This is a genomic window from Pseudogemmobacter sp. TB195 (assembly GCF_058313095.1).
Window position 1 is genome coordinate 13,882 of the sequence record NZ_JBZEGG010000032.1, and the last position, 25,205, is coordinate 39,086.

Annotated in this window: 26 protein-coding genes, 1 tRNA gene and 1 pseudogene; 14 read left to right on the top strand and 14 right to left on the bottom strand. The window is 61.6% G+C overall.

Going from position 1 to position 25,205, the window contains the following annotated elements:
- Positions 1-200 precede the first annotated feature (200 nt).
- From AC4FS3_RS24755 to AC4FS3_RS24780, 6 genes are all read left to right on the top strand, one after another.
- Positions 201-1,070 carry a DMT family transporter gene (locus AC4FS3_RS24755; RefSeq protein WP_491022732.1) on the top strand — a complete coding sequence of 290 codons (870 nt, stop codon included), beginning with the start codon at positions 201-203 and terminating at the stop codon, positions 1,068-1,070.
- Positions 1,071-1,362: 292 nt separating this feature from the next.
- Positions 1,363-1,734, top strand: a complete 372-nt coding sequence (gene rpsL / locus AC4FS3_RS24760; protein ID WP_092895889.1) for a 30S ribosomal protein S12 — start codon at positions 1,363-1,365, stop codon at positions 1,732-1,734.
- A gap of 20 nt (positions 1,735-1,754) precedes the next feature.
- Complete coding sequence (gene rpsG / locus AC4FS3_RS24765) at positions 1,755-2,225, top strand: 30S ribosomal protein S7 (protein ID WP_092895891.1); 471 nt, start codon at positions 1,755-1,757, stop codon at positions 2,223-2,225.
- A gap of 9 nt (positions 2,226-2,234) precedes the next feature.
- Positions 2,235-4,352 (top strand): elongation factor G, encoded by a 2,118-nt coding sequence (gene fusA, locus AC4FS3_RS24770; protein ID WP_491022733.1) that lies wholly within the window; start codon positions 2,235-2,237, stop codon positions 4,350-4,352.
- Between the two features lie 80 nt (positions 4,353-4,432).
- Positions 4,433-5,608, top strand: a complete 1,176-nt coding sequence (gene tuf / locus AC4FS3_RS24775) for an elongation factor Tu (protein WP_283176081.1) — start codon at positions 4,433-4,435, stop codon at positions 5,606-5,608.
- 214 nt (positions 5,609-5,822) lie between these two features.
- Positions 5,823-6,773, top strand: a complete 951-nt coding sequence (locus AC4FS3_RS24780; protein ID WP_491022734.1) for an endonuclease/exonuclease/phosphatase family protein — start codon at positions 5,823-5,825, stop codon at positions 6,771-6,773.
- 58 nt (positions 6,774-6,831) lie between these two features.
- Here AC4FS3_RS24780 and AC4FS3_RS24785 read toward each other — a convergent pair whose 3' ends face one another.
- The 11 genes and pseudogenes from AC4FS3_RS24785 to rpmH form a co-directional block, all read right to left on the bottom strand.
- A complete protein-coding gene (locus tag AC4FS3_RS24785; RefSeq protein ID WP_491022735.1) occupies positions 6,832-7,152 on the bottom strand; it encodes a hypothetical protein in 321 nt (106 codons plus the stop codon).
- Positions 7,153-7,277: 125 nt separating this feature from the next.
- Positions 7,278-8,048 (bottom strand): amino acid ABC transporter ATP-binding protein, encoded by a 771-nt coding sequence (locus AC4FS3_RS24790; RefSeq protein ID WP_491022736.1) that lies wholly within the window; start codon positions 8,046-8,048, stop codon positions 7,278-7,280.
- Positions 8,049-8,057: 9 nt separating this feature from the next.
- Positions 8,058-8,702: pseudogene (locus tag AC4FS3_RS24795) on the bottom strand (amino acid ABC transporter permease); the annotation flags it as partial.
- A 1,180-nt stretch (positions 8,703-9,882) separates the two neighbouring features.
- A complete protein-coding gene (locus tag AC4FS3_RS24800; protein WP_491022737.1) occupies positions 9,883-11,472 on the bottom strand; it encodes an amino acid ABC transporter permease in 1,590 nt (529 codons plus the stop codon).
- Positions 11,473-11,613: 141 nt separating this feature from the next.
- The gene (locus tag AC4FS3_RS24805) at positions 11,614-12,630 is read right to left on the bottom strand and encodes an amino acid ABC transporter substrate-binding protein (protein ID WP_491022738.1); all 1,017 of its coding nucleotides are present in this window, start codon (positions 12,628-12,630) and stop codon (positions 11,614-11,616) included.
- Between the two features lie 230 nt (positions 12,631-12,860).
- Positions 12,861-13,568 carry an ATP12 family chaperone protein gene (locus tag AC4FS3_RS24810; protein ID WP_491022739.1) on the bottom strand — a complete coding sequence of 236 codons (708 nt, stop codon included), beginning with the start codon at positions 13,566-13,568 and terminating at the stop codon, positions 12,861-12,863.
- Position 13,569: 1 nt separating this feature from the next.
- Positions 13,570-14,622, bottom strand: coding sequence for an RluA family pseudouridine synthase (locus AC4FS3_RS24815; protein ID WP_198838947.1), 1,053 nt, complete (start codon positions 14,620-14,622; stop codon positions 13,570-13,572).
- A complete protein-coding gene (locus tag AC4FS3_RS24820) occupies positions 14,619-14,975 on the bottom strand; it encodes a fluoride efflux transporter FluC (protein WP_491022740.1) in 357 nt (118 codons plus the stop codon). The genes AC4FS3_RS24815 and AC4FS3_RS24820 overlap by 4 nt, the downstream gene beginning before the upstream one ends.
- The gene (gene yidD / locus AC4FS3_RS24825; RefSeq protein WP_491022741.1) at positions 14,972-15,268 is read right to left on the bottom strand and encodes a membrane protein insertion efficiency factor YidD; all 297 of its coding nucleotides are present in this window, start codon (positions 15,266-15,268) and stop codon (positions 14,972-14,974) included. The genes AC4FS3_RS24820 and yidD overlap by 4 nt, the downstream gene beginning before the upstream one ends.
- A complete protein-coding gene (gene rnpA, locus AC4FS3_RS24830) occupies positions 15,265-15,804 on the bottom strand; it encodes a ribonuclease P protein component (protein WP_491022742.1) in 540 nt (179 codons plus the stop codon). The genes yidD and rnpA overlap by 4 nt, the downstream gene beginning before the upstream one ends.
- Positions 15,805-15,845: 41 nt before the next feature.
- Positions 15,846-15,980: a 50S ribosomal protein L34 gene (gene rpmH, locus AC4FS3_RS24835; protein ID WP_092895917.1), complete on the bottom strand. Its 135-nt coding sequence runs from the start codon at positions 15,978-15,980 to the stop codon at positions 15,846-15,848.
- A 491-nt stretch (positions 15,981-16,471) separates the two neighbouring features.
- On the opposite strand from rpmH, the gene AC4FS3_RS24840 reads away from it, so the two are divergent.
- From AC4FS3_RS24840 to AC4FS3_RS24855, 4 genes are all read left to right on the top strand, one after another.
- A complete protein-coding gene (locus AC4FS3_RS24840) occupies positions 16,472-17,863 on the top strand; it encodes a sensor histidine kinase (RefSeq protein WP_491022743.1) in 1,392 nt (463 codons plus the stop codon).
- 58 nt (positions 17,864-17,921) lie between these two features.
- A tRNA-Arg gene (locus tag AC4FS3_RS24845) sits at positions 17,922-17,998 on the top strand.
- A 198-nt stretch (positions 17,999-18,196) separates the two neighbouring features.
- Positions 18,197-18,427 carry a transposase gene (locus AC4FS3_RS24850; protein ID WP_491022744.1) on the top strand — a complete coding sequence of 77 codons (231 nt, stop codon included), beginning with the start codon at positions 18,197-18,199 and terminating at the stop codon, positions 18,425-18,427.
- Entirely contained in the window at positions 18,376-18,963 is a 588-nt protein-coding gene (locus AC4FS3_RS24855; RefSeq protein ID WP_491022745.1) for an IS5 family transposase, read from the top strand. Before AC4FS3_RS24850 ends, AC4FS3_RS24855 begins: the two co-directional genes overlap by 52 nt.
- A gap of 349 nt (positions 18,964-19,312) precedes the next feature.
- On the opposite strand, the gene AC4FS3_RS24860 is transcribed toward AC4FS3_RS24855, so the two are convergent.
- From AC4FS3_RS24860 to AC4FS3_RS24870, 3 genes are all read right to left on the bottom strand, one after another.
- The gene (locus AC4FS3_RS24860; protein ID WP_491022746.1) at positions 19,313-19,813 is read right to left on the bottom strand and encodes an IS5 family transposase; all 501 of its coding nucleotides are present in this window, start codon (positions 19,811-19,813) and stop codon (positions 19,313-19,315) included.
- A gap of 54 nt (positions 19,814-19,867) precedes the next feature.
- On the bottom strand, positions 19,868-20,098 hold the full coding sequence (locus tag AC4FS3_RS24865; protein ID WP_491022744.1) for a transposase: 231 nt from the start codon (positions 20,096-20,098) through the stop codon (positions 19,868-19,870).
- 232 nt (positions 20,099-20,330) lie between these two features.
- On the bottom strand, positions 20,331-21,200 hold the full coding sequence (locus AC4FS3_RS24870; RefSeq protein WP_491022747.1) for a glycosyltransferase family protein: 870 nt from the start codon (positions 21,198-21,200) through the stop codon (positions 20,331-20,333).
- A 203-nt stretch (positions 21,201-21,403) separates the two neighbouring features.
- On the opposite strand from AC4FS3_RS24870, the gene miaB reads away from it, so the two are divergent.
- From miaB to AC4FS3_RS24890, 4 genes are all read left to right on the top strand, one after another.
- Positions 21,404-22,780, top strand: coding sequence for a tRNA (N6-isopentenyl adenosine(37)-C2)-methylthiotransferase MiaB (gene miaB / locus AC4FS3_RS24875; RefSeq protein WP_283177244.1), 1,377 nt, complete (start codon positions 21,404-21,406; stop codon positions 22,778-22,780).
- Between the two features lie 215 nt (positions 22,781-22,995).
- Positions 22,996-23,583, top strand: coding sequence for an OmpA family protein (locus AC4FS3_RS24880; protein ID WP_491022763.1), 588 nt, complete (start codon positions 22,996-22,998; stop codon positions 23,581-23,583).
- Between the two features lie 12 nt (positions 23,584-23,595).
- A complete protein-coding gene (locus AC4FS3_RS24885) occupies positions 23,596-23,970 on the top strand; it encodes a hypothetical protein (RefSeq protein ID WP_092895945.1) in 375 nt (124 codons plus the stop codon).
- Positions 23,971-24,192: 222 nt separating this feature from the next.
- Positions 24,193-25,197: a PhoH family protein gene (locus AC4FS3_RS24890; RefSeq protein ID WP_491022748.1), complete on the top strand. Its 1,005-nt coding sequence runs from the start codon at positions 24,193-24,195 to the stop codon at positions 25,195-25,197.
- Positions 25,198-25,205 lie beyond the last annotated feature (8 nt).

A 25,205-nucleotide genomic window follows, 5' to 3' on the forward strand; every position in this document is an offset into this window, starting at 1 on the left:
GCATTGGCAGGGCCTGTGCCTTCGCGGTGCACGGTTGTGGGCCGCGCGTGGTTCGCTGGTCCCGGCCTTTCCCCTGGGGATATGTGGAACGTGGCGCCGCCGGGGGCCGATATAAAGCGGAGGGGCCCGCATCCTGCCCTTCCAAACTGCGCTGAAACCTGACAGAGGGCAGGGCGAGCAGAATTGAGGCGCCCGACATCATGCCAGTGAGTGAGAAGACGCGCGGTATTGCGCTGATGTTGCTGGCCATGCTCGCCTTCGCGATCAATGACACGATCATCAAGCTCCTGCTGGCCGATATGCCTTTGCCGCAGGCGATGGTGGTGCGCGGTGTGCCGGCCTGCGCCATGCTGGCGCTGCTGGCCTGGCGGGCGGGGGCCTTCTCACATCTGCCGAAGGGGAGGGACCGCAAATTCCTGATCCTGCGCAGCCTTGGCGAAGTGGCGGCGACGCTGACCTTCCTCGCCTCTCTGATGCATATGCAGCTGGCCAATGTCACCGCCATCCTGCAATCAGTGCCGCTTGCTGCGACGGCTGCTGCCGCTATGTTTCTGGGGGAAAAGGTCGGCTGGCGTCGCGCGCTTGCAGTGGCCATCGGCTTCATCGGGGTGCTGATCGTGATCCGTCCCGGCGAGAACGGGCTGGACCCCTGGGCGTTTCTGGTACTTCTGTCGGTGGCCTGCGTGGTCTGCCGCGATCTGATCACCCGGCAGATCAGCCGCGATGTGCCGGCGGCGCTGGTCGGGCTTGGCGCGGCGATCATGGTCCTGACGCTGAGCATCGTCTGGTCGGTCTTTGTGCCATGGGAGCCCGTGACCCTGCGCCATCTGCTGCTGGCGCTTGTCGGCGGGTTCTTCATGACGATGGCATTCGTCTCGCTGGTGGGCGCTTTGCAGTCCGGAGATGTCAGCATGACGGCGCCCCTGCGGTATAGCCAGCTCTTATGGGCGACGCTGCTCGGCTGGCTGGTCTTTGACCATCTGCCCGATATTGTGACCCTTGCAGGGGCGGCGCTGATCGTGGCCTCCGGGGTCTTCACCATCCTGCGTGAGGCCCGGCGTAACAGGTGAATTCTGCCCGGTTCCTGTGGCCCGGGCGCCTGTGCCACGGGCGGGGGCGCAGTTGACACCAGGGACGATTCCACCTATAGCCCGCTCACCCTTGCGGGGCTGCCATGTGCCGCCAGGGTCAGAGCGTCCTGAAATTCAGGGCCGGACCCCGTCCGATCCTCTGCAGAAATACCCGCGTCATCCACCTTATCGGCGGATGAGTGCGGTTTTTGTGTTTTGCGATTCGCGCAATACACTCGAGAAGCGGCGCACCATAAGGCATAGGGTGCGAGTATCGAAACGAGGAACGTGAATGCCGACGATTCAACAGCTTATCCGGAAACCCCGGGAAGATAAGCCGAGCAAGTCCAAGTCCCAGCACCTGGAATCCTGCCCGCAAAAGCGTGGGGTTTGTACCCGCGTTTACACCACGACCCCGAAGAAGCCTAACTCCGCTATGCGGAAAGTGGCCAAGGTTCGTCTGACGAACGGCTTCGAGGTGATCTCCTACATCCCCGGCGAAAAGCACAACCTGCAAGAGCACAGCGTTGTTCTGATCCGCGGCGGCCGCGTCAAAGACCTTCCGGGTGTCCGTTACCACATCCTCCGGGGTGTTCTGGATACCCAGGGCGTCAAAGACCGTCGTCAGCGTCGTTCGAAGTACGGCGCCAAGCGTCCGAAGTGATCCAGGAGAGGTAGAGAGACATGTCCCGTCGTCACGCCGCAGAGAAGCGCGAAATTCTCCCGGACGCCAAATATGGCGACCGCGTTCTGACCAAATTCATGAACAACCTGATGCTGGATGGCAAAAAGTCGGTCGCCGAGTCGATCGTCTATGGCGCCCTGACCCGCGTCGAAGGCCGCCTGAAGCGCTCGCCGATCGAAGCCTTCCACGAAGCGCTCGACAATGTGAAGCCTTCGGTCGAAGTCCGGTCGCGCCGCGTTGGTGGTGCCACCTACCAGGTTCCGGTCGAAGTCCGCACCGAGCGCCGCGAAGCGCTTGCGATCCGCTGGCTGATCATCGCTGCGCGTAAGCGCAACGAGAACACCATGGAAGAGCGTCTGGCAGCTGAGCTGTCCGATGCCGTCAATGGCCGCGGCACTGCCGTGAAAAAGCGCGAAGACACCCACAAGATGGCCGACGCGAACAAAGCGTTCAGCCATTACCGCTGGTAAGGGGGCCAAATGGCACGCGACTATCCGCTTAATCTCTATCGTAACTTCGGCATCATGGCCCACATCGATGCCGGCAAGACGACCACGACCGAGCGTATTCTTTTCTATACCGGCAAGAACCACAAAATGGGCGAGACGCATGATGGCGCCTCGACCATGGACTGGATGGAGCAGGAGCAGGAGCGGGGGATCACCATCACCTCGGCTGCCACCACCACCTTCTGGGAAAAGACCTACGACGGCACCGCTCCGACCTCGCCGAAGCACCGCTTCAACATCATCGACACCCCCGGCCACGTTGACTTCACCATTGAAGTTGAACGTTCGCTGGCGGTTCTTGATGGCGCGGTCTGCCTTCTCGACGGTAACGCCGGTGTGGAGCCGCAAACCGAAACGGTGTGGCGTCAGGCCGACCGTTACGGCGTGCCGCGCATCGTGTTCGTCAACAAGATGGACAAGATCGGCGCTGACTTCCAGAAGTGCCTCGACATGATCAAAGACCGCACCGGCGCGACCACCGCGCCGATCGCGTTCCCGATCGGTGCCGAAGACCATCTGGAAGGCATCGTTGACCTCGTCACGATGGAAGAATGGGTCTGGGAAGGCGACGATGTCGGCGCATCCTGGGCGCACCGTCCGATCCGTGACGACCTGAAAAAAGAAGCCGAGACCCGTCGCGCGACCCTCGTCGAGCTCGCCGTCGAGCAGGACGATGCTGCGATGGAAGCTTACCTCGAAGGCAAAGAGCCTTCGCAGGACGAGCTGCGCGCGCTGATCCGCAAGGGCACCCTGGCGATGGCATTCGTGCCGGTTCTGGGCGGTTCTGCGTTCAAAAACAAAGGCGTGCAGGCTCTCCTGAACGCTGTTGTCGATTATCTGCCTTCGCCGCTGGACGTGAAACCCTATATGGGCTTCGCACCGGGCGACGAGACCGAGACCCGCAACATTCAGCGCGTCGCAGACGATGCCCAGCCCTTCTCGGGTCTGGCGTTCAAGATCATGAACGACCCCTTCGTCGGCTCGCTGACCTTCACCCGTCTCTATTCGGGCGTGATGAAAAAAGGCGACAGCCTGCTCAATTCGACCAAAGGTCGCAAAGAGCGCGTTGGCCGGATGATGATGATGCACGCCATCGAGCGTGAGGAAATCACCGAAGCCTTCGCCGGCGACATCATCGCGCTTGGCGGTCTGAAAGAGACCACCACCGGTGATACGCTTTGCGATCCGGCAAACCCGGTCGTTTTGGAAACCATGACCTTCCCGGTCCCGGTTATCGAGATCGCCGTCGAGCCGAAGACCAAGGCTGACCAGGAAAAGATGGGCATCGCTCTTGCCCGCCTGGCTGCCGAAGACCCCTCCTTCCGGGTTGAGACCGATCAGGAATCGGGCCAGACCATCATGAAGGGCATGGGCGAACTTCACCTCGACATCCTCGTTGACCGTATGCGTCGCGAGTTCAAGGTCGAGGCGAATATCGGCGCGCCGCAGGTGGCTTATCGTGAGACGATCTCGCAGCAGCATGAGATCGACTACACGCATAAGAAGCAGACCGGTGGTACGGGTCAGTTCGCACGCGTCAAGCTGGTGATCACGCCGACCGAACCGGGCGAAGGCTATTCGTTCGAGTCGAAAATCGTTGGTGGTGCGGTTCCGAAGGAATACATCCCCGGCGTCGAAAAAGGCATCAAATCCGTCATGGATTCGGGCCCGCTGGCTGGCTTCCCGGTGATCGACTTCAAAGTCGCTCTGATCGATGGTGCTTTCCACGACGTCGACTCCTCGGTTCTCGCCTTCGAAATCGCAGCGCGTGCAGCAATGCGTGACGGTCTGAAGAAAGCCGGCGCGAAACTGCTTGAGCCGGTGATGAAAGTCGAAGTGGTGACCCCGGAAGAATATACCGGCGGCATCATCGGCGATCTGACCTCGCGTCGCGGCATGGTTCAGGGGCAAGACACCCGGGGCAATGCAAACGTGATCAATGCGATGGTCCCGCTGGCGAATATGTTCGGCTATATCAACAACCTGCGTTCCATGTCTTCGGGCCGCGCGGTGTTCTCGATGGAATTCCACCATTATGACGCTGTGCCGGAAAACCTGAGCCAGGAAATCCAGAAGAAACACGCCTGATCCGGCGGGAGGGCGGTAACGCCCTCCACCCCCCCAAATGCCGCGACCCTCGCGGAGCAAGAATTTGAAGGAGTTGCCAAATGGCAAAGGCAAAGTTTGAACGGAACAAACCGCACGTCAACATCGGCACGATCGGCCACGTTGACCACGGCAAGACGACCCTGACGGCCGCGATCACCAAATATTTCGGTGACTTCAAAGCCTATGACCAGATCGACGGTGCTCCGGAAGAGCGCGCCCGCGGCATCACGATCTCGACCGCACACGTTGAGTATGAGTCGGAGTCGCGTCACTACGCCCATGTTGACTGCCCCGGCCACGCCGACTACGTCAAAAACATGATCACCGGTGCGGCCCAGATGGACGGCGCGATCCTCGTGGTGAACGCAGCTGACGGCCCGATGCCGCAGACCCGTGAGCACATCCTGCTCGGCCGCCAGGTGGGTATCCCCTACATGGTCGTCTATATGAACAAGGTCGACCAGGTTGATGACCCGGAACTTCTGGAACTCGTCGAGATGGAAATCCGCGAGCTTCTGTCGTCCTACGAATACCCGGGCGACGATATTCCGATCATCAAAGGCTCGGCTCTGGCTGCGATGAACGGCACCAATCCGGAGATCGGCGAGAACTCGATCCGCGAACTGATCGCGGCTGTCGACGCCTATATCCCGACCCCGGAGCGCGCTGTTGACCAGCCCTTCCTGATGCCGATCGAAGACGTGTTCTCGATCTCTGGCCGTGGCACGGTTGTGACCGGTCGTATCGAGCGCGGCGTGATCAACGTCGGTGACGAAGTCGAGATCGTCGGCATCCGCCCGACCTCGAAGTCGATCTGCACCGGTGTGGAAATGTTCCGCAAACTGCTCGACCGCGGTGAAGCCGGCGACAATATCGGCGCGCTGCTGCGCGGCGTCGACCGTGACGGCGTTGAGCGTGGTCAGGTTCTGTGCAAGCCGAAATCGGTTCTGCCGCACACCACTTTCGAGGCTGAGGCCTATATCCTCACCAAGGAAGAGGGTGGCCGTCACACGCCGTTCTTCGCGAACTACCGCCCGCAATTCTACTTCCGCACCACGGACGTGACCGGCATGGTCAAGCTTCCGGAAGGCACCGAAATGGTGATGCCGGGCGACAACCTGAAGTTCGAAGTCGAACTGATCGCGCCGATCGCCATGGAAGAGAAACTGCGCTTCGCAATCCGCGAAGGCGGCCGCACCGTTGGTGCAGGCGTTGTTGCCAAAATCATCAAGTGATCTGAAGCCTTCGGGCTTTGTGATCCAGAGGCCGCCCTTCGGGGCGGCCTTTTTCTGTTCCGAGCCGCCGGCGGGCGTATCTGGAGCAAGCGGAAATTCCGGCGCTCTCTTGATGCAGACGCGCCCCGCAGAGCGATCTGCCGAAACCAGAGACTATTCCTCGTCATAATTCCGCGCCAGGATAAGCTGGCCTGGTTTTTGTGCGGAGGTCTTCATGCGCCTTTCGATTCTGGCTGTATTGCCCCTGTCCCTTTTGCCGCTGCCCGCTGCGGCCGAGACCGTGTTGCGGGTGATGAGTTTCAACATCTGGGGCGGCGGCGTGAATGAGGATAAGGACGTCTCTGAGACGGTCGCTGCCATTCGTGCCGCAGGCGCGGATATCGTGGGTCTGCAGGAGACCCGGGCAGAGCCTGAGGATTGCAGTGCCGAATCCTGCGAAGCGACTGGTCCCTCTGTGGCTGAGGCAATTGCCCAGGCGCTTGGCTGGCACTGGCACGATCAGAAGGGCGGGGCGCCGGCGCTCTGGGCCAATGCGGTGATCTCGCGCTACCCGATTGGCGAGGCCAGCCCGCATGAGCTTGGTGTCCGGATTGATGTGGAGGGAAGGGCGGTCTGGCTCTTCAATATCCATCTCGATGATGAACCCTATCAGCCTTACCAATTGCTCGGGATTGAATATGGCCCGGCGCCATTCCTGACCACGGGGGAAGAGGCGGCGGATTGGGCGCGGCGGACACGGGCGAGCGGGATGGATTTGCTGGAGAAGGATCTGAAATCCGCAGAGGGCGCGGCAGCGGTGTTCGTGACCGGTGATTTCAATGAACCGTCCTGGCTTGACTGGACCGGGGCTGCGATGGCGCAGGGCACGCATCCGGCTGTGGTCGAATGGCCGGCGACGAAGCGGTTGAACGATCTTGGGTTCACCGATGCCTATCGGGCGGTCTTTCCCGATCCAGTGGTGAAGCCTGCTTTCACCTGGGCGCCGCGTTACGACGAGGCTGCCACGGATGACCACCCGGACCGGATCGACCAGCTGCTGGCAAAAGGCGATGGGCTGCGGGTTACCGATGCCGCCATCATTGGCGAAGATGGGCCGCGCAGCGATATTGTCGTGATGCCCTGGCCCTCGGATCACCGGTCGGTGGTGGCGGAATTCGCATTCTGACCCCTGCCGGGCGGTGTTTGCCCGGGGTGCACCCCCGGGCAAAGTCTCTGCGCGAGGCTCAGTGATCGCAGGCTTCTACCGGCGTGCGGACCTCATAAGTGACTTTGCCGGTCATCCCTTCCGGCAACGGCTGCGGGTCCAGCCAGATCTCGATATCGCAGCCATCAGTGTCGATTTCCCATTTCACGCTGCCATCTTCGGCATGGCGTTCGTATTCAAGCCCGTCGATGGGGCGCCCGCCGAGACGCTCGGCCACGGCCTCGCTGGCGAGGATGGTCTGCATCTGCTCGATCCGGTCAAAATAGGGCGGCAGGGCGGCCAGGGCCGGCAGGCTGCCAAGCACGATGACGGCGGCGGCGAGGGGAAGGGTGCGGGACATGGATGCTCCTCTGAAAGCGTTTTTCCAGTGATAGCCGCCGGGCCTGTGATTGTAAGGCAGGATTACGTCAAAAGCGAAAACCCGCCAGCGGGTACGGCGGGTTTTCAGGGGGAGCTGCAGGCAGGTCAGTGGCCGAGGATCTGGCTCAGGAAAAGCTTGGTACGTTCAGATTGCGGGTTCGAGAAGAACTCTTTCGGCGCATTCTGTTCGACGATCTGACCCTGATCCATGAAGACGACGCGATTTGCCACAGCCTGGGCAAAGCCCATCTCATGGGTGACGCAAAGCATGGTCATGCCCTCTTCGGCGAGCTCGATCATGGTGTCGAGCACCTCTTTGATCATCTCGGGGTCAAGCGCCGAGGTCGGCTCGTCAAAGAGCATGATCCTGGGGCGCATGCACAAAGACCGCGCGATGGCGACCCGCTGCTGCTGGCCCCCCGACAACTGGCCCGGATATTTCTGTGCCTGATCCGGGATTTTCACCTTTGTCAGGAAATGCATCGCGGTTTCTTCGGCCTGCTTTTTCGGGATCTTGCGGACCCAGATCGGCGCAAGGGTGAGGTTTTCCAGCACCGTCAGATGCGGGAAGAGGTTGAAATGCTGGAACACCATTCCGACCTCGGAGCGCACCTTGTCGATATTCTTGAGGTCATTGGTCAACTCGGTGCCGTCGACGAAGATATGACCGGACTGGTGTTCCTCCAGCCGGTTGATGCAGCGGATCATAGTTGATTTCCCCGACCCGGAAGGGCCACAGATCACGATCCGCTCGCCGCTCGCCACCGTCAGGTCGATATCGCGTAAGACGTGGAACTGGCCGTACCATTTGTTCATCTTGCGGATTTCGATCGCGACTTCGCCCGCGACGTCCGGGATCTTTTGTACCTGGCTCATGATGCGTCCTTAGCGATGGTCTGTCTTCAGCTTGCGTTCAAGATACATAGAGTATCGTGACATACCAAAGCAGATAATGAAGAAGATGGCGCCGACGAAGATATAGGGCTCCCAATAGATGCCCTTCCAGTTGATGTCGGCGCGCACGGTGGTGGTAACGCCGCGCAGCGGGTCGAGAAGACCGACGAAGGAGACCAGGGTCGTATCCTTGAAGAGCCCGATAAAGGTCGAGACGATTCCCGGGATCGAGATTTTCAGCGCCTGGGGCATGATGATCAGGCGCTGCGCCTGCCAATAGGTCATGCCAAGGCTGTCGCCGGCCTCATACTGGCCACGGGGCAGGGCCGCGAGACCGCCCCGGATCACCTCGGCCAGATAGGCGGCCGAGAAGAGCGAGGCGAGGATGATCACCCGCAGGATCAGGTCGAAATTGGTCTGCGGTGGCAGGAAATACTGCAGAAGCAGGGATGCGGTGAAGAGGAGCGTGATCAGCGGCACCCCCCGGATGAACTCGATAAAGCCGATCGAGAGCATCTTCATCAGCCACATGTCCGACCTGCGCCCGAGCGCCAGCATGATGCCGAGAGGCAGTGAGGCCGCGATGGCGGTGACCCCGATGATCAGCGCCAGCAGAAAGCCCCCGATCATATTCGAGCCGACCGGCGCAATCGTCAGCGGCAGGTCGGTTGCCATATAGGAAACCATCTTCGGCGCCTGGTACAAAAGCCAGCCACCGCCCGCCAGCAGCCCGGCGAGAATGCCGATCACGACGGATCGATTGCGTGCCGCGACAAAGACAAGCGCGAAGGCAAACAACGTGCCGAGACTGATCATCGCCGCCCAGGCGGGCAGAGTTTCATAGCCAAAGAGCCGGGCGAGATCGGTGAGATTGTAGTTCAGCACCGCGCTGATCACATACATCACGGCGAGCAAGAGCCAGATCGCCGCGGTCAGAAGCATGACGACGAAAGAGACGACGGCGCCGAAGGCCATGGCCAGGATATTGCCGCCCTGGCCAAAGCCCTGCCAGAAGGTCGCCATGCGCAGCCGCGCAAAGAAATCGGTCGAGATGGCATCGCTGTAATTGATCACCACTGAAGCCACCCAGGCCGCCGCCAGGGCAACCACCAGCGCAAAAGCGTCATTCAGCCATTTATTGGGGTTGTTGTAATAGACCCGCGCCACCAGGGCGCCAAGCGCAATGGCCAGCAGCTGCGTGACCGGGGTCCAGAACGACCCGCCCCAGATCAGCCAGATCGCGATAAAGGGGAAAAGCCCGGTTACCCAGATCAGTGCCGCCGGGCGCAGGCTCGCTGTTACCCAGAGCACCGCGAAAATGACGGCAGTCGCGGCAAAGGCGAGGCTGTTTGCGGAAATGGCGTAGAGGGCGGCAAGGGTCAGGATGCCCGCAAGGCCGACCATATGGGCGCTTTTGCGGTTCTTCCAGAACAGGATCGGCGCCAGCGCGGCAAAGAGCAGCCCGCCGGTGAGCACCGGGCGCCAGTATTGATCGGGCGGGAAGAAGCCGAACAGGAACTGGTGCCAGCGCGCTTTGATCACCGCCCAGCAGGCGCCGCTTTCGCCGCCCGCCGCCGCGACGATTTCGCGGCATTCCGCCAGTGAACTGGCGTTCCAGACCGAATGCCACCACCAGGGAAAGGCGGTCCAGACCATCCAGATTGCCACCAGAAGCCCGGCAAAGGTCAAAAGCGTATTGACCGGAGACGAGATCAGGTTCTCGCGCAGCCACTTAACCGCCCCCGCCTCACGCAGTGGGGGCGGTGCGGGGCGCAGCATTTCCTCGCGGACCCAGAGATGCGAAGTCCCGGTCATCTCAGCGCTCCTTCAGCTTAACGGCAGAGTTGAAGGCATTCATGCCGGAGGAAATGATCAGGCTGATCGTCAGATAAATCAGCATCATCAGGAGCATGCATTCCAGCTCGCGCCCGGTCTGGTTCAGCGTGATGCCGCCCAGCGTGCCGCGCAGATCAAGGTAGGATACCGCGATTCCCAGCGAGGTGTTCTTTGTCAGGTTCAGATACTGGCTGATCAGGGGCGGAATGATTACCCGCAGGGCCTGGGGCAGGATCACCAGCTTCATCGTGCGGCCCGGGCGCAGGCCCAGGGCGGCGGCAGCCTCGGATTGTCCGCCCGGGATGGCCTGAATACCGGCGCGCACGATCTCGGCGATAAAGGCCGAGGTATAGAGCGTCAGTGCGATGAGGAGGGCGGTGAAGGAATGCATCACTTGGAGGCCGCCCTGGAAGTTGAAGCCCTGGCTCACGCCCTGGTCATTCACCGGAAAGCCCGGCAGCTCCCAGTGCAGGCCAAGCGCTGTCAGCAAAATGACCAGCGGCAGGAAGAGGATCAGAAGCGAGATCCACCAGGTCGTCGGGCGGCGGCCGGTCTCTTCCTGAAGTTTGTTGGCGCGCCGGGTGACCGAGCGATTTGCGATCGCCGAGACGATGATCACTGCAAGCACCGCCAGCACCGAGAAGTTCACCGGCACCGAGGCGATTTCGGTCCCGCCGAGCGGGCGGTCCAGCAGCGGCGCGGGGATATTGGTGCCGCGATTGGTCAATGCAATGGAATCGAAGAAGAATTTCGAGGCTGCGGGCTCGGTCGGCCCGATGGCGGTTGCCTCGCTGTCTGCGAGAACCGGCGAGAGCGAGGGGCTGAATACGGTCAGGGCCGCGATGATCCACAGAGCCGCCGGAACGGCTGTAATCAGCGCCGCCTTACCGGCGTCAAACCGGCTGCGGGCATATTGCCAGGTCGCGCCGGTAATGCCGATAAATGCGAGCAGCCAGAGGAAGAAGGCGAAAGACGAGACCTGGAGCCCCGCAAGTCGCGCCGCAAGCCCATAGCCACCGGCCTGGGCCGTCAGCCCCTCAAGCGCGGCCCGGCTTTCAAGGATCGCGGGCGTGATCTTGAAGGCCGCCGGCGCCGGCATGGTCTCGGAGATCACGACGAAAGTCAGAAGGATCCACAGAAGCAACGGCACATTGCGGCAAACCTCGACATAGACCGTCATCAGCCGCGAGATCAGCCAGTTGTTCGACAGCCGCAGCACGCCAACGGCGACCCCGACTACGGTGGCGAGGATACAGCCGAAGAATGCCACAACCAGCGTGTTCAAAAGCCCGATGATAACCGCGCGGCCATGGGTGGAATCATTGGTATAGGGGATCAGGGTCTGCTCGATATCATATCCGGCCCGGACCCAGAGAAAGCCGAAATTGATGTCCTTGCCCTTGGCGTCGAGGTTGCGGATCACATTATCCGTCAGCCAGCCGATGAAGAGCAGGAAGAGAACAAGTGCAATCACCTGGAGCGTGATGGCGCGGAAACGGGTGTCATAAATCAGCATCGAAAGGCGGAATCCGCCCTTCGACGCCTCCGCCCGACTGGTGGCAAAGGCCATGAATTCCCCCTGAGCCCGACCGCCTCCGGCTTTTGCCGGTTATGGTACTGCCGCTGTCGGGCAGTCCGTGGTCGTGGTTGTTCTGATTGTTTGATCTAAAAGAAGTGGGGGCGCGTCTTGCAGACGCGCCCCCGGGGCAGATCAGCGCATCGGCCAGGCGTATTGCAGCCCGCCTTGTGTCCAGAGCGCGTTCAGACCGCGCGCCAGACCGATCGGGGTGCCGGTTCCGAGATTGGCTTCAAAAATCTCGCCATAATTGCCGTTTGCGGCAATCGCACGTTTGGCCCAGTCATTGTCGAGGCCGAACATCTTGCCCATTTCGCCTTCGAGACCCAGCAGGCGGCGGATTTCGGGGTCGGTCGAGGAGCCGGCGACCTCTTCGATATTGGCTTTGGTGATGCCTTTCTCTTCGGCGATCAGCAGCGCGTTATAGGTCCAGCGCACAATATCGCCCCAGACATTGTCACCATGACGCACGGCCGGCCCGAGCGGCTCTTTCGAGATGATCTCGGGAAGGATGATGTGGTTTTCCGCATCCGCCATGGTTGCACGGCCCGCCGCCAGGCCCGAGGCGTCGGTCGTATAGGCGTCGCAGGCGCCTGCGAGATACTGGCGTTGCGCCTCAGAATCGTCCTGAACCGTGACCGGGGTATAGGTCATGTTATTCGCCTTGAAAAAATCGGCGAGGTTCAGCTCGGTGGTGGTCCCGGTCTGGATGCAGACGGTGGCGCCTTCGAGTTCTTTGGCCGAGGAAACGCCCAGGTCTTTTTTGACCATGAAGCCCTGGCCGTCATAGTAATTGATGCCGACAAAATCGAATTTCAGGTCAACGTCACGGGTGAAGGTTGCGGTCGAGTTGCGGACGAGCAGGTCGACCTCACCCGAGGCGAGGGCGGTAAAGCGCGTCTCGCCGGTGGTGGGGACAAATTTCACCTTGGTCGGGTCGCCAAGCACGGCAGCGGCAACCGCGCGGCACAGATCGACGTCAAAGCCGACCCAGGTGCCATTCGCATCCGCCATGCCAAAGCCGGTGAGGCCGACATTGACGCCGCAATTCAGCTCGCCGCGGGCCTTAACATCATCGAGCGTGGCCGCACTGGCAGCGCCCGCGAGCATGGTGCTGGCCGCCAGCGCGCCGATGAGTGCTGATTTCTTCATAATTACCTCTTCCTGAGCTGCCGCCATCGGCCGGGCCGCGGCGGGGGTGTCGCCTGACTGTTCGCAGGCTGTCTCTCGGGTCTTTGATCGCCCGATGAGCATATTTTCAGAGCAAGGTCGCTTATCGGTCAATAGGCGAGCGTCGAATACGGGAAAATCGCCGTTTTTTCGGGCTTTGCGCCGGAAAAATGCCGCTCAGATCAGCTTTGCCGGGAAATCGGCCTGAATTGTTACCCGCACAATCCGTAGAATCGCCAGGCAAGCTCAAAGGCCGACCGCTTCACAACCTCAGTTGCGGCGGCGTCTTCATCGACGCCCCATTGCTCGCTTTGCCAGCTTTCATCGAGACGCGAAGCCTCCCAGGCTTGCCCGGCGTCAATCTGGCCAGAGATCAGCGCCAGCGCAAGCACCAGTGAGCCGGAAATCGCCACCAGGTCGTGGAATGCGGTGAGGCGGAAATTGTCCAGCGCGGCGACCTCGGCGGTCAGCCGGGCGAGACTTGCCGCAGGCTGCGCCACCGGCACGACGCCGGCGGTCACGGCAAGCGGCGCCTGCAGGCTGTCGGCCGCCCAGTCGAGGATCGGGTTCCAGACCTCGGCCTGGCGGGTAACAAGGGCAAGCGGGCGCTCGGCGCGGTAGCACAGCAGGTCGGTCTCGCCGTAAGCCGCGAGCATGGTCACCACGGCCTCGCGCTGTTCACTGAGCTTGTCGATCGCCGAATTGGCCGAGCGGGTCGCCGGCATCGATTCAGGGTCGATCTTGCCCTGTTGCGCCTCCCACTCCGTGGCGATCAGTTCCGCCAGAGGCCGCGTCGGCACGATCAGCGGTGCCTTTTGCGGCGTGCGGATCGGGCGCCCGTCCAGATGGACGGTAAAGCCACCATCGGCCTCGGCAAGGCGTGTCTCTTTCCAGAACCGTTTCGGGGCCCAGGCCGACATTTCAGCGCCCTCCGAAAGTCTTGAACGGATCAGAGGGGACGTCGTCTTCCTTCCAGTCCAGCGCCTTCCAGGTGCGTTTCATATGGTCCGGGAGCGGCGCCTGGAACAGCATCTCTTTTTTGGTGATCGGATGTTCAAACCCGATGGACCGCGCATGGAGATGCAGCTTTTTCGACAGATCACCGCCGATGCCCGCGCCCCAGCCATCGCCCTGGTTTTCCATATCACCGCCGCCATATTTTCCATCCCCCAGAATGGGATGGCCGATTTCCGCCATATGGGCGCGCAGCTGATGGGTGCGGCCCGTCACCGGCTCCAGCGCCATCCAGCTCAGCCGGGTGCCAAGGAACCAGAGGGTGAAATAATCGGTCTGGCTGCGTTTCGCATCCGGGTAGTCTTTGGCCTGGGCGGGGTGGATGGCGATCATCTTCTCGCCTTCGCCGCCACGACCACGGCCCGGCGCCTTCATCAGGTGGAACTTGATCGAGCCCTGTTTCGGATGCGGCACGCCGGCGACCACGGCCCAGTAAATCTTGCGGGTCAGCCGGTGGCGCAGCGCCTCGGAAAGCGCGCGCGCGATGCGGTCGGTCCGCGCCAGCAAGAGGATCCCTGAAGTGTCTTTATCCAGCCGGTGCACCAGCTTCGGGCGGTCTTTATAGCCGAATTTCAGTGCCTCGGTCAGCCCGTCGACATGGCGGTCACCCTGGCCTGATCCCCCTTGCGAGGGCAGGCCCGGTGGCTTGTTCAGCACGATGATATGCTCGTCCTTCCACAGCACGCAGGCCTGGATCATCTTTGCATCGGCATCCGAGACGCCTTTGGTCTGTTCGCGCACCGGAGCCTCGGCGGCGGGCAGGGGGGGGACGCGGATCGTCTCGCCCGGCTGCACCCGGTCGGCCGCCTTTGCCCGCCCGCCTTCGATGCGGATCTGACCGGTGCGGCACATCTTTTCGATATTGCCCTGGGTCAGTTGCGGAAAACGCTTTTTCAGCCAGCGGTCCAGCCGCTGTTCGCCATCATCTTCGGTGACCTGGATCAGTTGAACGCCGCTCATGAAAGCTGCCTCGCTAAAGTGACGCCGAGGAAGACGGCGAAGAGTGAAAGGAAGACCGAAGCCGCGACATAGGCCAGGGCTTCGGTCATGCGGCCCGCTTCGACCAGTTTCAATGTGTCGAGTGAGAAGGCCGAAAAAGTGGTGAAACCGCCCAGAAGGCCGGTCATCACGACCGGACCCGGCAGGAGGCGCTGGCTCAGCAGGATCCAGGCCAGTCCGATCAGAAAGCTGCCGGCGATATTGATGGCGGCCACAGCCCAGGGCGCGCCGAAAAGCGAAATGATCAGATGGCGCAGCACCGTGCCGGCGGCTCCGCCAAGGGCAAGGGCGAGGAGGCCAGAAAAATGCATCATTTTACCCCCTCAACCGGCGGGTTTTTCCCGCCGGATTTTCCCTTTTGCAACATTTTATCAAATTCCGGGTCGGCGCCAGGCACCGGATCATACCCCGCGCCACCCCAGGGATGGCAGCGGCAGAGACGATGCGCGGTCAGCCAGCCGCCCTGAATGCCGCCATGCCGCGACAGGGCCTCCATCGCATAGGCCGAGCAGGTCGGCTGAAACCGGCAGCCATGCCCGACCCAGGGGCTCAGCAGCAGCCGGTAGCCGCGCACGGGCAGCGAGACGAGGAAGGCGAGGGGGCTCATTGCCCTGCTCCCATGGGTGGCGGTGCCGGCCCGGTCGCCGGGTCGCGCGGCGGCTTTGGCGCCCGCTCGCGATGAACCGAGGCGAAAGCCTCGCGCAGATCGCTCACCAGATCACTGAAACCACGGGCGAGGGTTGCCTCCGGGCGGGCAACCAGAACGTAGTCCCAGCCGTCACGACCGAGTTCGGGCAAAACGGCCCGCGCCACTTCTCGCATCCGCCGCTTTGCCCGGTTGCGCGCCACGGCATTGCCGATCTTCTTCGAGGCGGTGAAGCCGATCCGCGTGACCTGATCACCATCGCGCCGGTCGCGGGCCTGGAGCAGGAAAGAGGATGTCCCCTGACGCCGTGCCGAAGCAGCTTTCAGGAAATCCTTGCGCTGCGGGATGACCACAAGCGCCGAATTGTTTGATTTGTGCAATTCCGTCACGGAATCTTCCCATCTGCGGGCAGTTGGATGTTCCAAAACGGAAACCGCCGGAGGCTTTTCGGGCTGTCCGGCAAATTGCCTCATACCCTTTGCCTCCGGCGGTGCCATTATCCGTTCCTCCGGCCCTGCAGGTGCAGGGCGGTGGCAGATCAGGCCGAAAGAACCTTGCGGCCTTTGGCGCGGCGGGCAGCCAGCACGAGACGGCCGCCTTTGGTGGCCATGCGGGCACGGAAGCCGTGGCGACGGGCGCGAACCAGCTTCGAGGGTTGATAGGTGCGCTTCATTGCGGCATTCCTTCTGCGTTTGTTGTGGCCAGGGGCCTGTTTCCAGGCCTTTCGGCCATATCTCGCGGCCTCGCGGCCATATCTCAGTCGGATGCCTGTCGCAGCTTTCCCACGGGCGCCTGGACGGCGCAGGATTCGCGGACGTTGATCCTGAAGCCCGGCCTATAGGGGCAGCCGGCGCCCAAGTCAACGTATCCTGACAGGAAACCCGGCAGATTTGGCCCGGTTTTGCAGCTTTTACATGGGTCTTCCCATACTGTCCAACCTGCCCGCGATTTGCTAGATATTTTCAGGAACGGGCGGGTCATACGGATCCCCGCCGCGCACGGCCCGCCGAAATGGGGCGAAAGCCTCTGGCGGGACCGCGGCGGGCGGCAAACCGGGGCGGCAGAACAGACGGCCAGCGCGGAAGGCCAGGCCGAAGGAGGGACGGGGTGACGCAGAGGCAAAGCGGGCGGCGGTTTTTACGGACCTTGTCCGGCCGTTTCCTCATGCTGACCGTCATTTTCGTCCTTCTGGCCGATGTGCTGATTTTTGTCCCCTCCCTTGCCCGCTACCGCGCTGATTTCCTGCTGGAACGCTTGCGTCAGGCGCAGATCGCGGTGCTGACCCAGCTGGCCTCGGACAGCGGGGTCTCGCCCGAACTTGAGGCGGAACTGCTTGCCAATGCCGGGGTCTATAACGTGGTGCTGCGGCGCGACGATATCCGTCAGCTGGTGCTGTCTTCGCCGGTGCCGGAACCGGTCCATGCTGATTACGACCTGCGACTCTCCGGCCCCTGGGAGCTGATCCGCGATGCGCTTGCGACCCTTTTTGATTCCGAGCATCGCGTGGTGCGGGTGATCGGCAGCCCGGTGCAGGAGGGCGGCCAGCTGATCGAGATCACCATGCCGCAAGAACCCTTGCGCAAGGCGATGTTGCTTTACGCCTGGCGGCTCCTGCTGTTCTCGGCGCTGATCTCGGCAGTGATGGCGGTGCTTTTGTTCCTCGCGGCGCAGCGGCTGATTGTGCATCCGATTCGGCGCGTGGTCCTGCATATGAAGGCCTATGCCGAGGCGCCCGAGGATGCGCGTACGGTGATCGAACCCTCGGCCCGGGTCGAGGAGCTGCGCGAGGCCGAAGAGATGCTGGCCAGCATGCAGCGTCAGCTGACCGGCGCGCTGAAACAGCGGGAGCGGCTGGCGCAGCTTGGCGGCGCGGTGGCGAAGATCAGCCATGACCTGCGGAACATCCTGACCACGGCGCAGCTGTTTGCCGACAGAATCGAAGGCAGCGCCGATCCGGTCGTGGCACGCTCGGCGCCGAAACTGGTCAATTCGATCAGCCGCGCGGTCAGTCTTTGCGAGGCGACGCTGACCTTCGGCAAGGCCGAAGAGGCGCCGCCGCAGCTGACGCGTTTTCCGCTGGCCGTGCTGGTGAATGAGGTGATCGAAGGTGAGGGGCTGTCCAGTGGCGAAGAGCTGCAGCCCACGGCCCTGGTGACCTCGCTTACAGATATCGCACCGAATCTGTCGCTCCGCGCCGATCGTGAGCAGCTTTACCGCGTAATATCGAACCTGATCCGGAATGCGCGTCAGGCGATCGAGGCGACCGGCCAGGCCGGCACGATCGAGATTTCCGCCGGAGAAAGTGATTCTGAATGGTGGATCAGGGTGGGCGACACTGGCCCGGGCCTGCCGCCAAAGGCGCGCGAGCATCTTTTCGCGGCCTTCCAGGGCGGAGTGCGTAAGGGCGGCACCGGGCTCGGGCTCGCGATCTCGTCTGAACTGGTGCGTGGCCATGGCGGCCGGATCGAGCTTTTGCACAGCGATTCCGAGGGAACGGAGTTCATGATCCACCTCCCGAAGGTAGCGCTTGTCATCGATCCGCAGCAAATCGAATGAGACTGCATTTTGTCTCTTGCATCCCCCCGCCGCGCCCTCTAGATACCGGCCTCACAGCGGACCCATAGCTCAGCTGGATAGAGCACCAGACTACGAATCTGGGGGTCGGGCGTTCGAATCGCTCTGGGTCCGCCATAGAATTCAAGGGGTTAGCCGTGAGGCTAGCCCCTTATTCTTTTCTCCTGGTACTCACAAAATACTCAGCTTGGGCGGGGTAGGGTGGAATCGCGTGGGTTGTGTCGGCGGCTTGCGCAGGACAGCCCCTAGGCCGTGTTAACAAAAAGGATTTCCCTGCACGGTCGGCTGTGATTCAAGCTCATCTCTACAAGGGAGATGAGCCTGGCACGCAACCTGATGTGCGACGACGAATGGGCATTCTTTGAGGGCTTCATCCGAGCCGTCCGGCATCCGAACGGGCGCAGGCCTGCGGACCATCGACTTGTTCTGGATGGCATTTTCTGGGTCGCGCGGACCGGTGCGCCCTGGCGGGACCTGCCAGAGGAGTTTGGCAAGTGGTCATCTGTCTGCCGGCAGTTCCGGCGCTGGACGCTCGCCGGGCTGTAGGAGGACATCCTGGATGCGCTGAACCACGCCAAGCTCGCGCCCGACAAGCTCCAGATGATCGACAGCACTGTAATCAGGGCCCACCACCATGCGGCCGGCGTAAAAGGGGGACTGCTGACAAGAGGTGGGTTCTCGACCAGGATCCATCGTCCTTCGTCAACGGTGCTGGCCTCCCGATGAGGACCGAGATCACGCCCGGGCAGGATTCAGACTACACGGGCTATGATCTGGTGATGGCCGCCAACCTGCCGCAGCCAGCCGTCCTGGTCGCAGACAGGGGCTACGACTCTGATAAAATTCGGGAAGATATCGAGAGCCGCAACGCCCTGCCAATGATCCCGATGCGAAAGAACCGAAAAGTGCGCAAGGCCGTCGACATGGCCATCTACACACTGCGCAATATGGTCGAACGGTGTTTCAACAAACTCAAGAACAGTCGCCGCCTGGCAACCCGCTACGACAAAACCGCAGACAGTTTCCTCGGCTTCATCGACATCGCCTGCATCAGGCTCTGGCTTCGCCATTTGTCAACATAACCCAGCCTGAGCGGTATTTCCCTCGCGCGCTCGCACAGCCACTCTCATCATCTTTGCCAGTGTTATCCACTTGTTGGGCGATGATATCCGGATGATCGGTCAGTGTTATCCATGTGATGGCCCGATGTTATGTGAAAACGCCGATTTTTGGGCGTTTTTTCACGGTCGTCCAGAAGCGTTTTCTTCCGGAAACCATCATTTAGCTTTCCCTTACAAGCACTTAGTCAGGGTTTCTGGCATATCTTCTCTGTCCAGAAGGTAAGACACCCCTACACAATCTGCGTCAAATCCATGAATCAATCCTCCCGAGTGCAATTGGCAATCACTCTACCTTGTGCACCGTGCTAGGTTACGTTGACAAATGGCGAAGCCAGAGCCTGATGCAGGCGATGTCGATGAAGCCGAGGAAACTGTCTGCGGTTTTGTCGTAGCGGGTTGCCAGGCGGCGACTGTTCTTGAGTTTGTTGAAGCACCGTTCGACCATATTGCGCAGTGTGTAGATGGCCATGTCGACGGCCTTGCGCACTTTTCGGTTCTTTCGCATCGGGATCATTGGCAGGGCGTTGCGGCTCTCGATATCTTCCCGAATTTTATCACAGTCGTAGCCCCTGTCTGCGACCAGGACGGCCGGCTGCGGCAGGTTGGCGGCCATCACCAGATCATAGCCCGTGTAGTCTGAATCCTGCCCGGGCGTGATCTCGGTCCTCATCGGGAGGCCAGCACCGTTGACGAAGGACGATGGATCCTGGTCGAGAACCCACCTCTTGAACGGCCAGGAGCCTTTTGTCAGCAGTCCCCCTTTTGCGCCGGCCGCATGGTGGTGGGCCCTGATCACAGTGCTGTCGATCATCTGGAGCTTGTCGGGCGCGAGCTTGGCGTGGTTCAGCGCATCCAGGATGTCCTCCTACAGCCCGGCGAGCGTCCAGCGCCGGAACTGCCGGCAGACAGATGACCACTTGCCAAACTCCTCTGGCAGGTCCCGCCAGGGCGCACCGGTCCGCGCGACCCAGAAAATGCCATCCAGAACAAGTCGATGGTCCGCAGGCCTGCGCCCATTCGGATGCCGGACGGCTCGGATGAAGCCCTCAAAGAATGCCCATTCGTCATCGCACATCAGGTTGCGTGCCAGGCTCATCTCCCACGTAGAGATGATCTTGAAACACAGCCGACCGTGCAGGGAAATCCTTTTTGTTAACACAGCCTAGGGGCTGGAACCCCTTTCGTCGTTACAAAGATCCTGTCGCAGCTATGGATAACGCGAAAACCGTGAAAACAGCCATTGCGGCACCCGTGAATGGCAAATGCGGACCGAAACCTGTCAATTGCGGCAAGTTTGCCCGCAGCTGACAACAAGGCTCGGGCAGCGGTCAGAACCATTGCCCGGGTTCCATCAGGCCCAGATCCATCAGCTGGTGGCTGTCCCAGCGGAACGGCTCAGAGCTGTGCCAGCGGAAACTGCGGATCTCGTTGCGGCTGCCGGGATTGGTGCGCAGCGCTTTGGCGGTGCGGAACGAACAGACTGCGGTGGTGAGATTGTGATGCCAGGGGCAGGCAAAGGTGTTCATCTCCTCATCCGAGAAGGTGAAATCCGGCCTGAGTTTTACGCCCTTCGTTGCGCGGAACAGCGAGATGCGGTCGATCTTGCGCCGCGCCCAGGGCACGTGCTCTTCGAACCGCCAGCGCAGCCCGCCAAAGAAATCCATCTGGCGCTCTTTCTCGGCCCAGTCGCGCTCGGGATCCTTGCGGGGCAGCGCGTAATAGCCGGCGCGGTCGAGATGGGCGTGGTCCAGCGAGACCGCATTGGGATGGGCGGCCAGATCGCAGGAATACAGATCAACCACATAGCTGAGCATCGCACTGCGGCGCTCTTCGCTGTGGAAGGTGGTCAGATCACGGATCGAGCGGGTCTCGCAAAAGGGGAAGAACAGGAATTCGGCGTTGTAGCAGTAGTAGATCCATTCGCCCTGCCCCCCCTGAGCGATGAGGTTCACGGCAGTGACAAGCGCGTCTTCGGCAAAGGCATCGGTTTCGACCCGGTCGATCTGCGCTTCCAGCTCGGGGGGCAGAATAATCTCTTCGCCGGCCAGCAACACGACACGCCCGAAGCCCAGCCTGAGGTGATGGCGCAGCGTGGCGGCGGTCTCGCAATTGTCCTCGGCAAGGATCAGCGCCACAGGACCCTTGCCCGGCGCGGGTCTTGCCATTTCCAGAAACTGGCCAATTGAACTATACTGCATGTCTCGCCCGGGTGGTGTATCGGCCCGCATCCGGCCGCGCATAAGACTCTGCTATCACGCCGCCGATGACAAGACGTTACCCGGACAGGCATGGCGGTGTATGGCCGCACAAATCCGCAAAGCGGGCCAGGTCGCAGCCCTGCCGGGCATGGCGTTGCCCCGGGCGGCCGGCGCGTGTAAAAGCGCGCTCCAGGAGGCACGCCATGTCGAACCCCGAAAGCCTGACAGATCCCGCAGAAAGCAATGCCGGCCTTGCAAAGGGCAGCGATGCAGATGCGGTGAAGAAGCTCTTCATCAAGACTTACGGCTGTCAGATGAATGTCTATGACAGCGAGCGCATGGCCGAAGCCATGGGCGCGAAGGGCTATGTGCTGACGGATAAGGCAGATGACGCCGATATGGTGCTGCTCAACACCTGTCACATCCGCGAAAAGGCCTCGGAGAAGCTTTATTCCGATCTTGGCCGGCTGAAACCGCTGAAGCGCGACAAGCCGGACCTCAAGATCGGGGTGGCGGGCTGTGTGGCCCAGGCCGAGGGCGCAGAGATCCGCCGCCGCATGCCACTGGTGGATATCGTGGTCGGCCCGCAGGCCTATCACCGCCTGCCGGCGATGGTTGAGGCGGGCGGTGCCCAGGTCGATACCGATTTCCCGGTCGAGGATAAGTTCGAACATCTGCCGCAACGGAAGGGCTATCGCGGCCCGACGGCATTTCTGACCGTTCAGGAAGGCTGCGACAAGTTCTGCGCCTTTTGCGTGGTGCCCTATACCAGGGGCGCCGAAGTGTCGCGCCCGGCGGCGCGGCTGATGCACGAGGCGCGCGAGCTGGTCGCCCGTGGGGTGCGCGAGATCACACTGCTGGGTCAGAACGTCAATGGCTATCATGGCGAAGGAGAGGGGAAAGACTGGACCCTCGCCCGGCTGATCCGCGAGCTGGCCGAAATCGACGGGCTGGACCGCATCCGCTATACCACGAGCCACCCCAATGACATGGATGACGACCTGATCGCCGCCCATGGTGATGTGCCGCAGCTGATGCCCTATCTGCATCTGCCGGTGCAATCCGGGTCGGACCGCATCCTGAAAGCGATGAACCGCAAACATACGCGCGACCAGTATTTCCGCCTGATCGACCGGATCCGCGCGGCGCGGCCCGATATTCTGATGACCTCGGATTTCATCGTGGGCTTCCCGGGCGAGACCGACCAGGATTTCGCCGATACGATGGATCTGGTGGCGCGGGTTGGTTATGGCGCGGCGTTTTCGTTCAAATATTCCGCGCGTCCCGGCACGCCTGCGGCGGAAAAGCCCGGCGTCGAGGCGGCGGTGGCGGATGCCAGGCTTCAGGCGCTGCAACGTCTGATCCTGGATCAGCAGCACGCGGCCCAGGCGGCGATGGTCGGGCGCGAGATTTCTGTACTCTACGAGAAACCCGGTCGCCTCCCGGGGCAAATGGTTGGCAAATCCGATCATCTGATGGCGGTGCATGTCAGTGATCCGGAGGGCCGAATCGGCGACCTCGTCCGGGCGCGTGTGACAGCCGCGTCCTCTAACTCCCTTGCGGCGGAACGGCTTTTCTGACCTCCCCTATGCCGGGACTGCATCACTGACCCTGGCTTGACCTCATTGCTTTCGGACCTGAGAGATCAGGTGCGGGAGCCACTTCATCTTGTGTGCAACTGAAAGTTGAAGCCTACATAAATGAATTGGTTACGGTAAATTCTCCTTTACTTGCGCGTGAGCGGGGGGCAAATCTGCAGCTGCTGCACAAGAGAACAGGGGGGCTGGCTGTGAATATGCTTTCACGCGCCGCGCGGAAGATGGGCGCTCGAATGAGCCTTGGGGCGACCGCGCTGGCAATTGCGATTTCCGGGGGCAGTGCTGCCCTGTCGCAAAGCACGATTGATCGCACCGTGGTCACCGGCCAGATCGAATGGGGCGTCTGGGTCGATGATGACGGCTGTATGCACTGGTGGGCCGATGGCGGTCTCGAAGGCTATATGGTGCCGCGCCGCGATCCGAAAACCGGCAAGCCGGTCTGCCTGAAAAAGAACCTCTGCCTGAACGAGAACACCGATCAGCTTTTCGCGACTGACAGCGCGAAGCTCACCAAAGCCGGGCGGCAAAGGCTGGCGAATTTCTTCTCTTCAACCGATGCGTTTGGCTACGCGATCTACGGTCATACCGACAGCCGCGCCTCGGATGAGTATAATATGAGCCTCTCGCAGCGTCGCGCCAAAGCGGTGGCGGATGTGGCCCGTTCGGTCGGTGCCTCGGTTGAGCGCGAGATCGGTTTCGGCGAGCGTAATCCGATCGCCACCAACTCGACCGCTGCTGGCATGGCGAAGAATCGCCGCGTCGAAATCGTCTGCTATCGCTGGTAAGGGGGCATGAGCATGAAACTTGTGACAGTGCTGCTCGGGGCTGGCCTGGTGGCCGGCTGTGCCGAGAGCTTTGAAGGCACCCGGGCCTATTACGGCCCGGATTCGGTGATCGCGACCGGTGTGGACAAAGGCCGCGACCGCGGCGTTTTGCAAAATGGCCGCGCCGCCATCGCCTATGATCCGGATGGCTGCCAGAACTGGATCATCGATGACGGCCTTGAAGGCTATTCGACGCCGCGTTTCGACCCGGTATCGGGCCTGCCGATCTGCAATGACAAATATCCTCCGGGCACTGTGCTGGGCGATTACCAGTCGGCCAATCCGGGGATCCGGGACCGTGTCTCTGGCCCGGGCCGCAAGACCGTGGTTGTGCGCCGCACGAACTGAAACACGCAGTCAGAACCCTGACTTTGACGGGCTGCGGGGGAACCTGCGGCCCGTTTTCACATCCGGGGCCTTCCCTCCGGCGCAGGGCGTCCCATATTGTACAGATTGTCATCAGATTCTGATCTTCATCCGCAAGATCTGGTGGTGGCAATGAAAGGTCTTGCCAGATGCCGCGTTGAGGCGCAGCATCGTGATTAAGGCTCTTGCAGGAAGGAGGCCCATTTGGGCATCAGCGCGCTGACCCCCCCGACCAGCCCCGAGGACATGGTGGAAACCGTCCTGGAATTTCCCGACAACCGGCTCCTGATCGGGCTTTGCGGTGAATATGACCGCAATCTGGCCCAGGTCGAGCATCAGCTGGGGGTCCATGTGCTCAGGCGCGGCAACCGCCTGACGGTGGTCGGCGCTCCGGCTGCACGAGAGCAGGCAGCGGCTGTGCTGCGTGCGCTTTATGCCCGGCTCGAGGCCGGCCGCAGTGTTGAAGCCGGCGATGTCGATGGCGCGCTGCGCCTGTCGATCCCGGCGCAGCCGCGCGATGGCGAGCAGATCGAACTCTTCACTCCCGGGATGGAGCTGCGCACCCGCAAAAAGCCGATCGAGCCCCGCACCGAGGCGCAAAAAGCCTATGTGGCGAACCTGTTCAAACATGAGCTGGGCTTTGGCATCGGGCCGGCAGGCACGGGAAAAACCTATCTCGCGGTTGCGGTCGGGGTGACAATGTTCATCTCCGGCGCGGTTGAAAAGATCGTGCTCTCGCGCCCTGCGGTCGAGGCCGGCGAGCGGCTCGGCTTCCTCCCCGGCGATATGAAGGAGAAGGTCGATCCCTATATGCAGCCGCTCTATGACGCGCTGAACGACTTCCTTCCGGCGCGCCAGGTCGAGAAGCTCTTCGCCGAGAAGCGCATTGAAATCGCGCCTTTGGCCTTCATGCGCGGGCGCACCCTGTCCAATGCCTTCGTGGTGCTGGACGAGGCGCAGAACGCCACGGCGATGCAGATGAAGATGTTCCTGACGCGGCTTGGCGAGGGCTCGCGGATGGTGGTCACTGGTGACCGCACCCAGGTCGATCTGCCACGCGGCGTGACTTCGGGTCTGGCTGAGGCGGAGCGGATCCTGAAAGGGGTCCGGGGCGTCAGCTTCAACTATTTCAACTCGGCCGATGTCGTGCGCCACCCGCTGGTCGCCCGTATCATCGATGCCTGGGAAAAAGACGAAGCGTCTGCCTGATCGCGGCC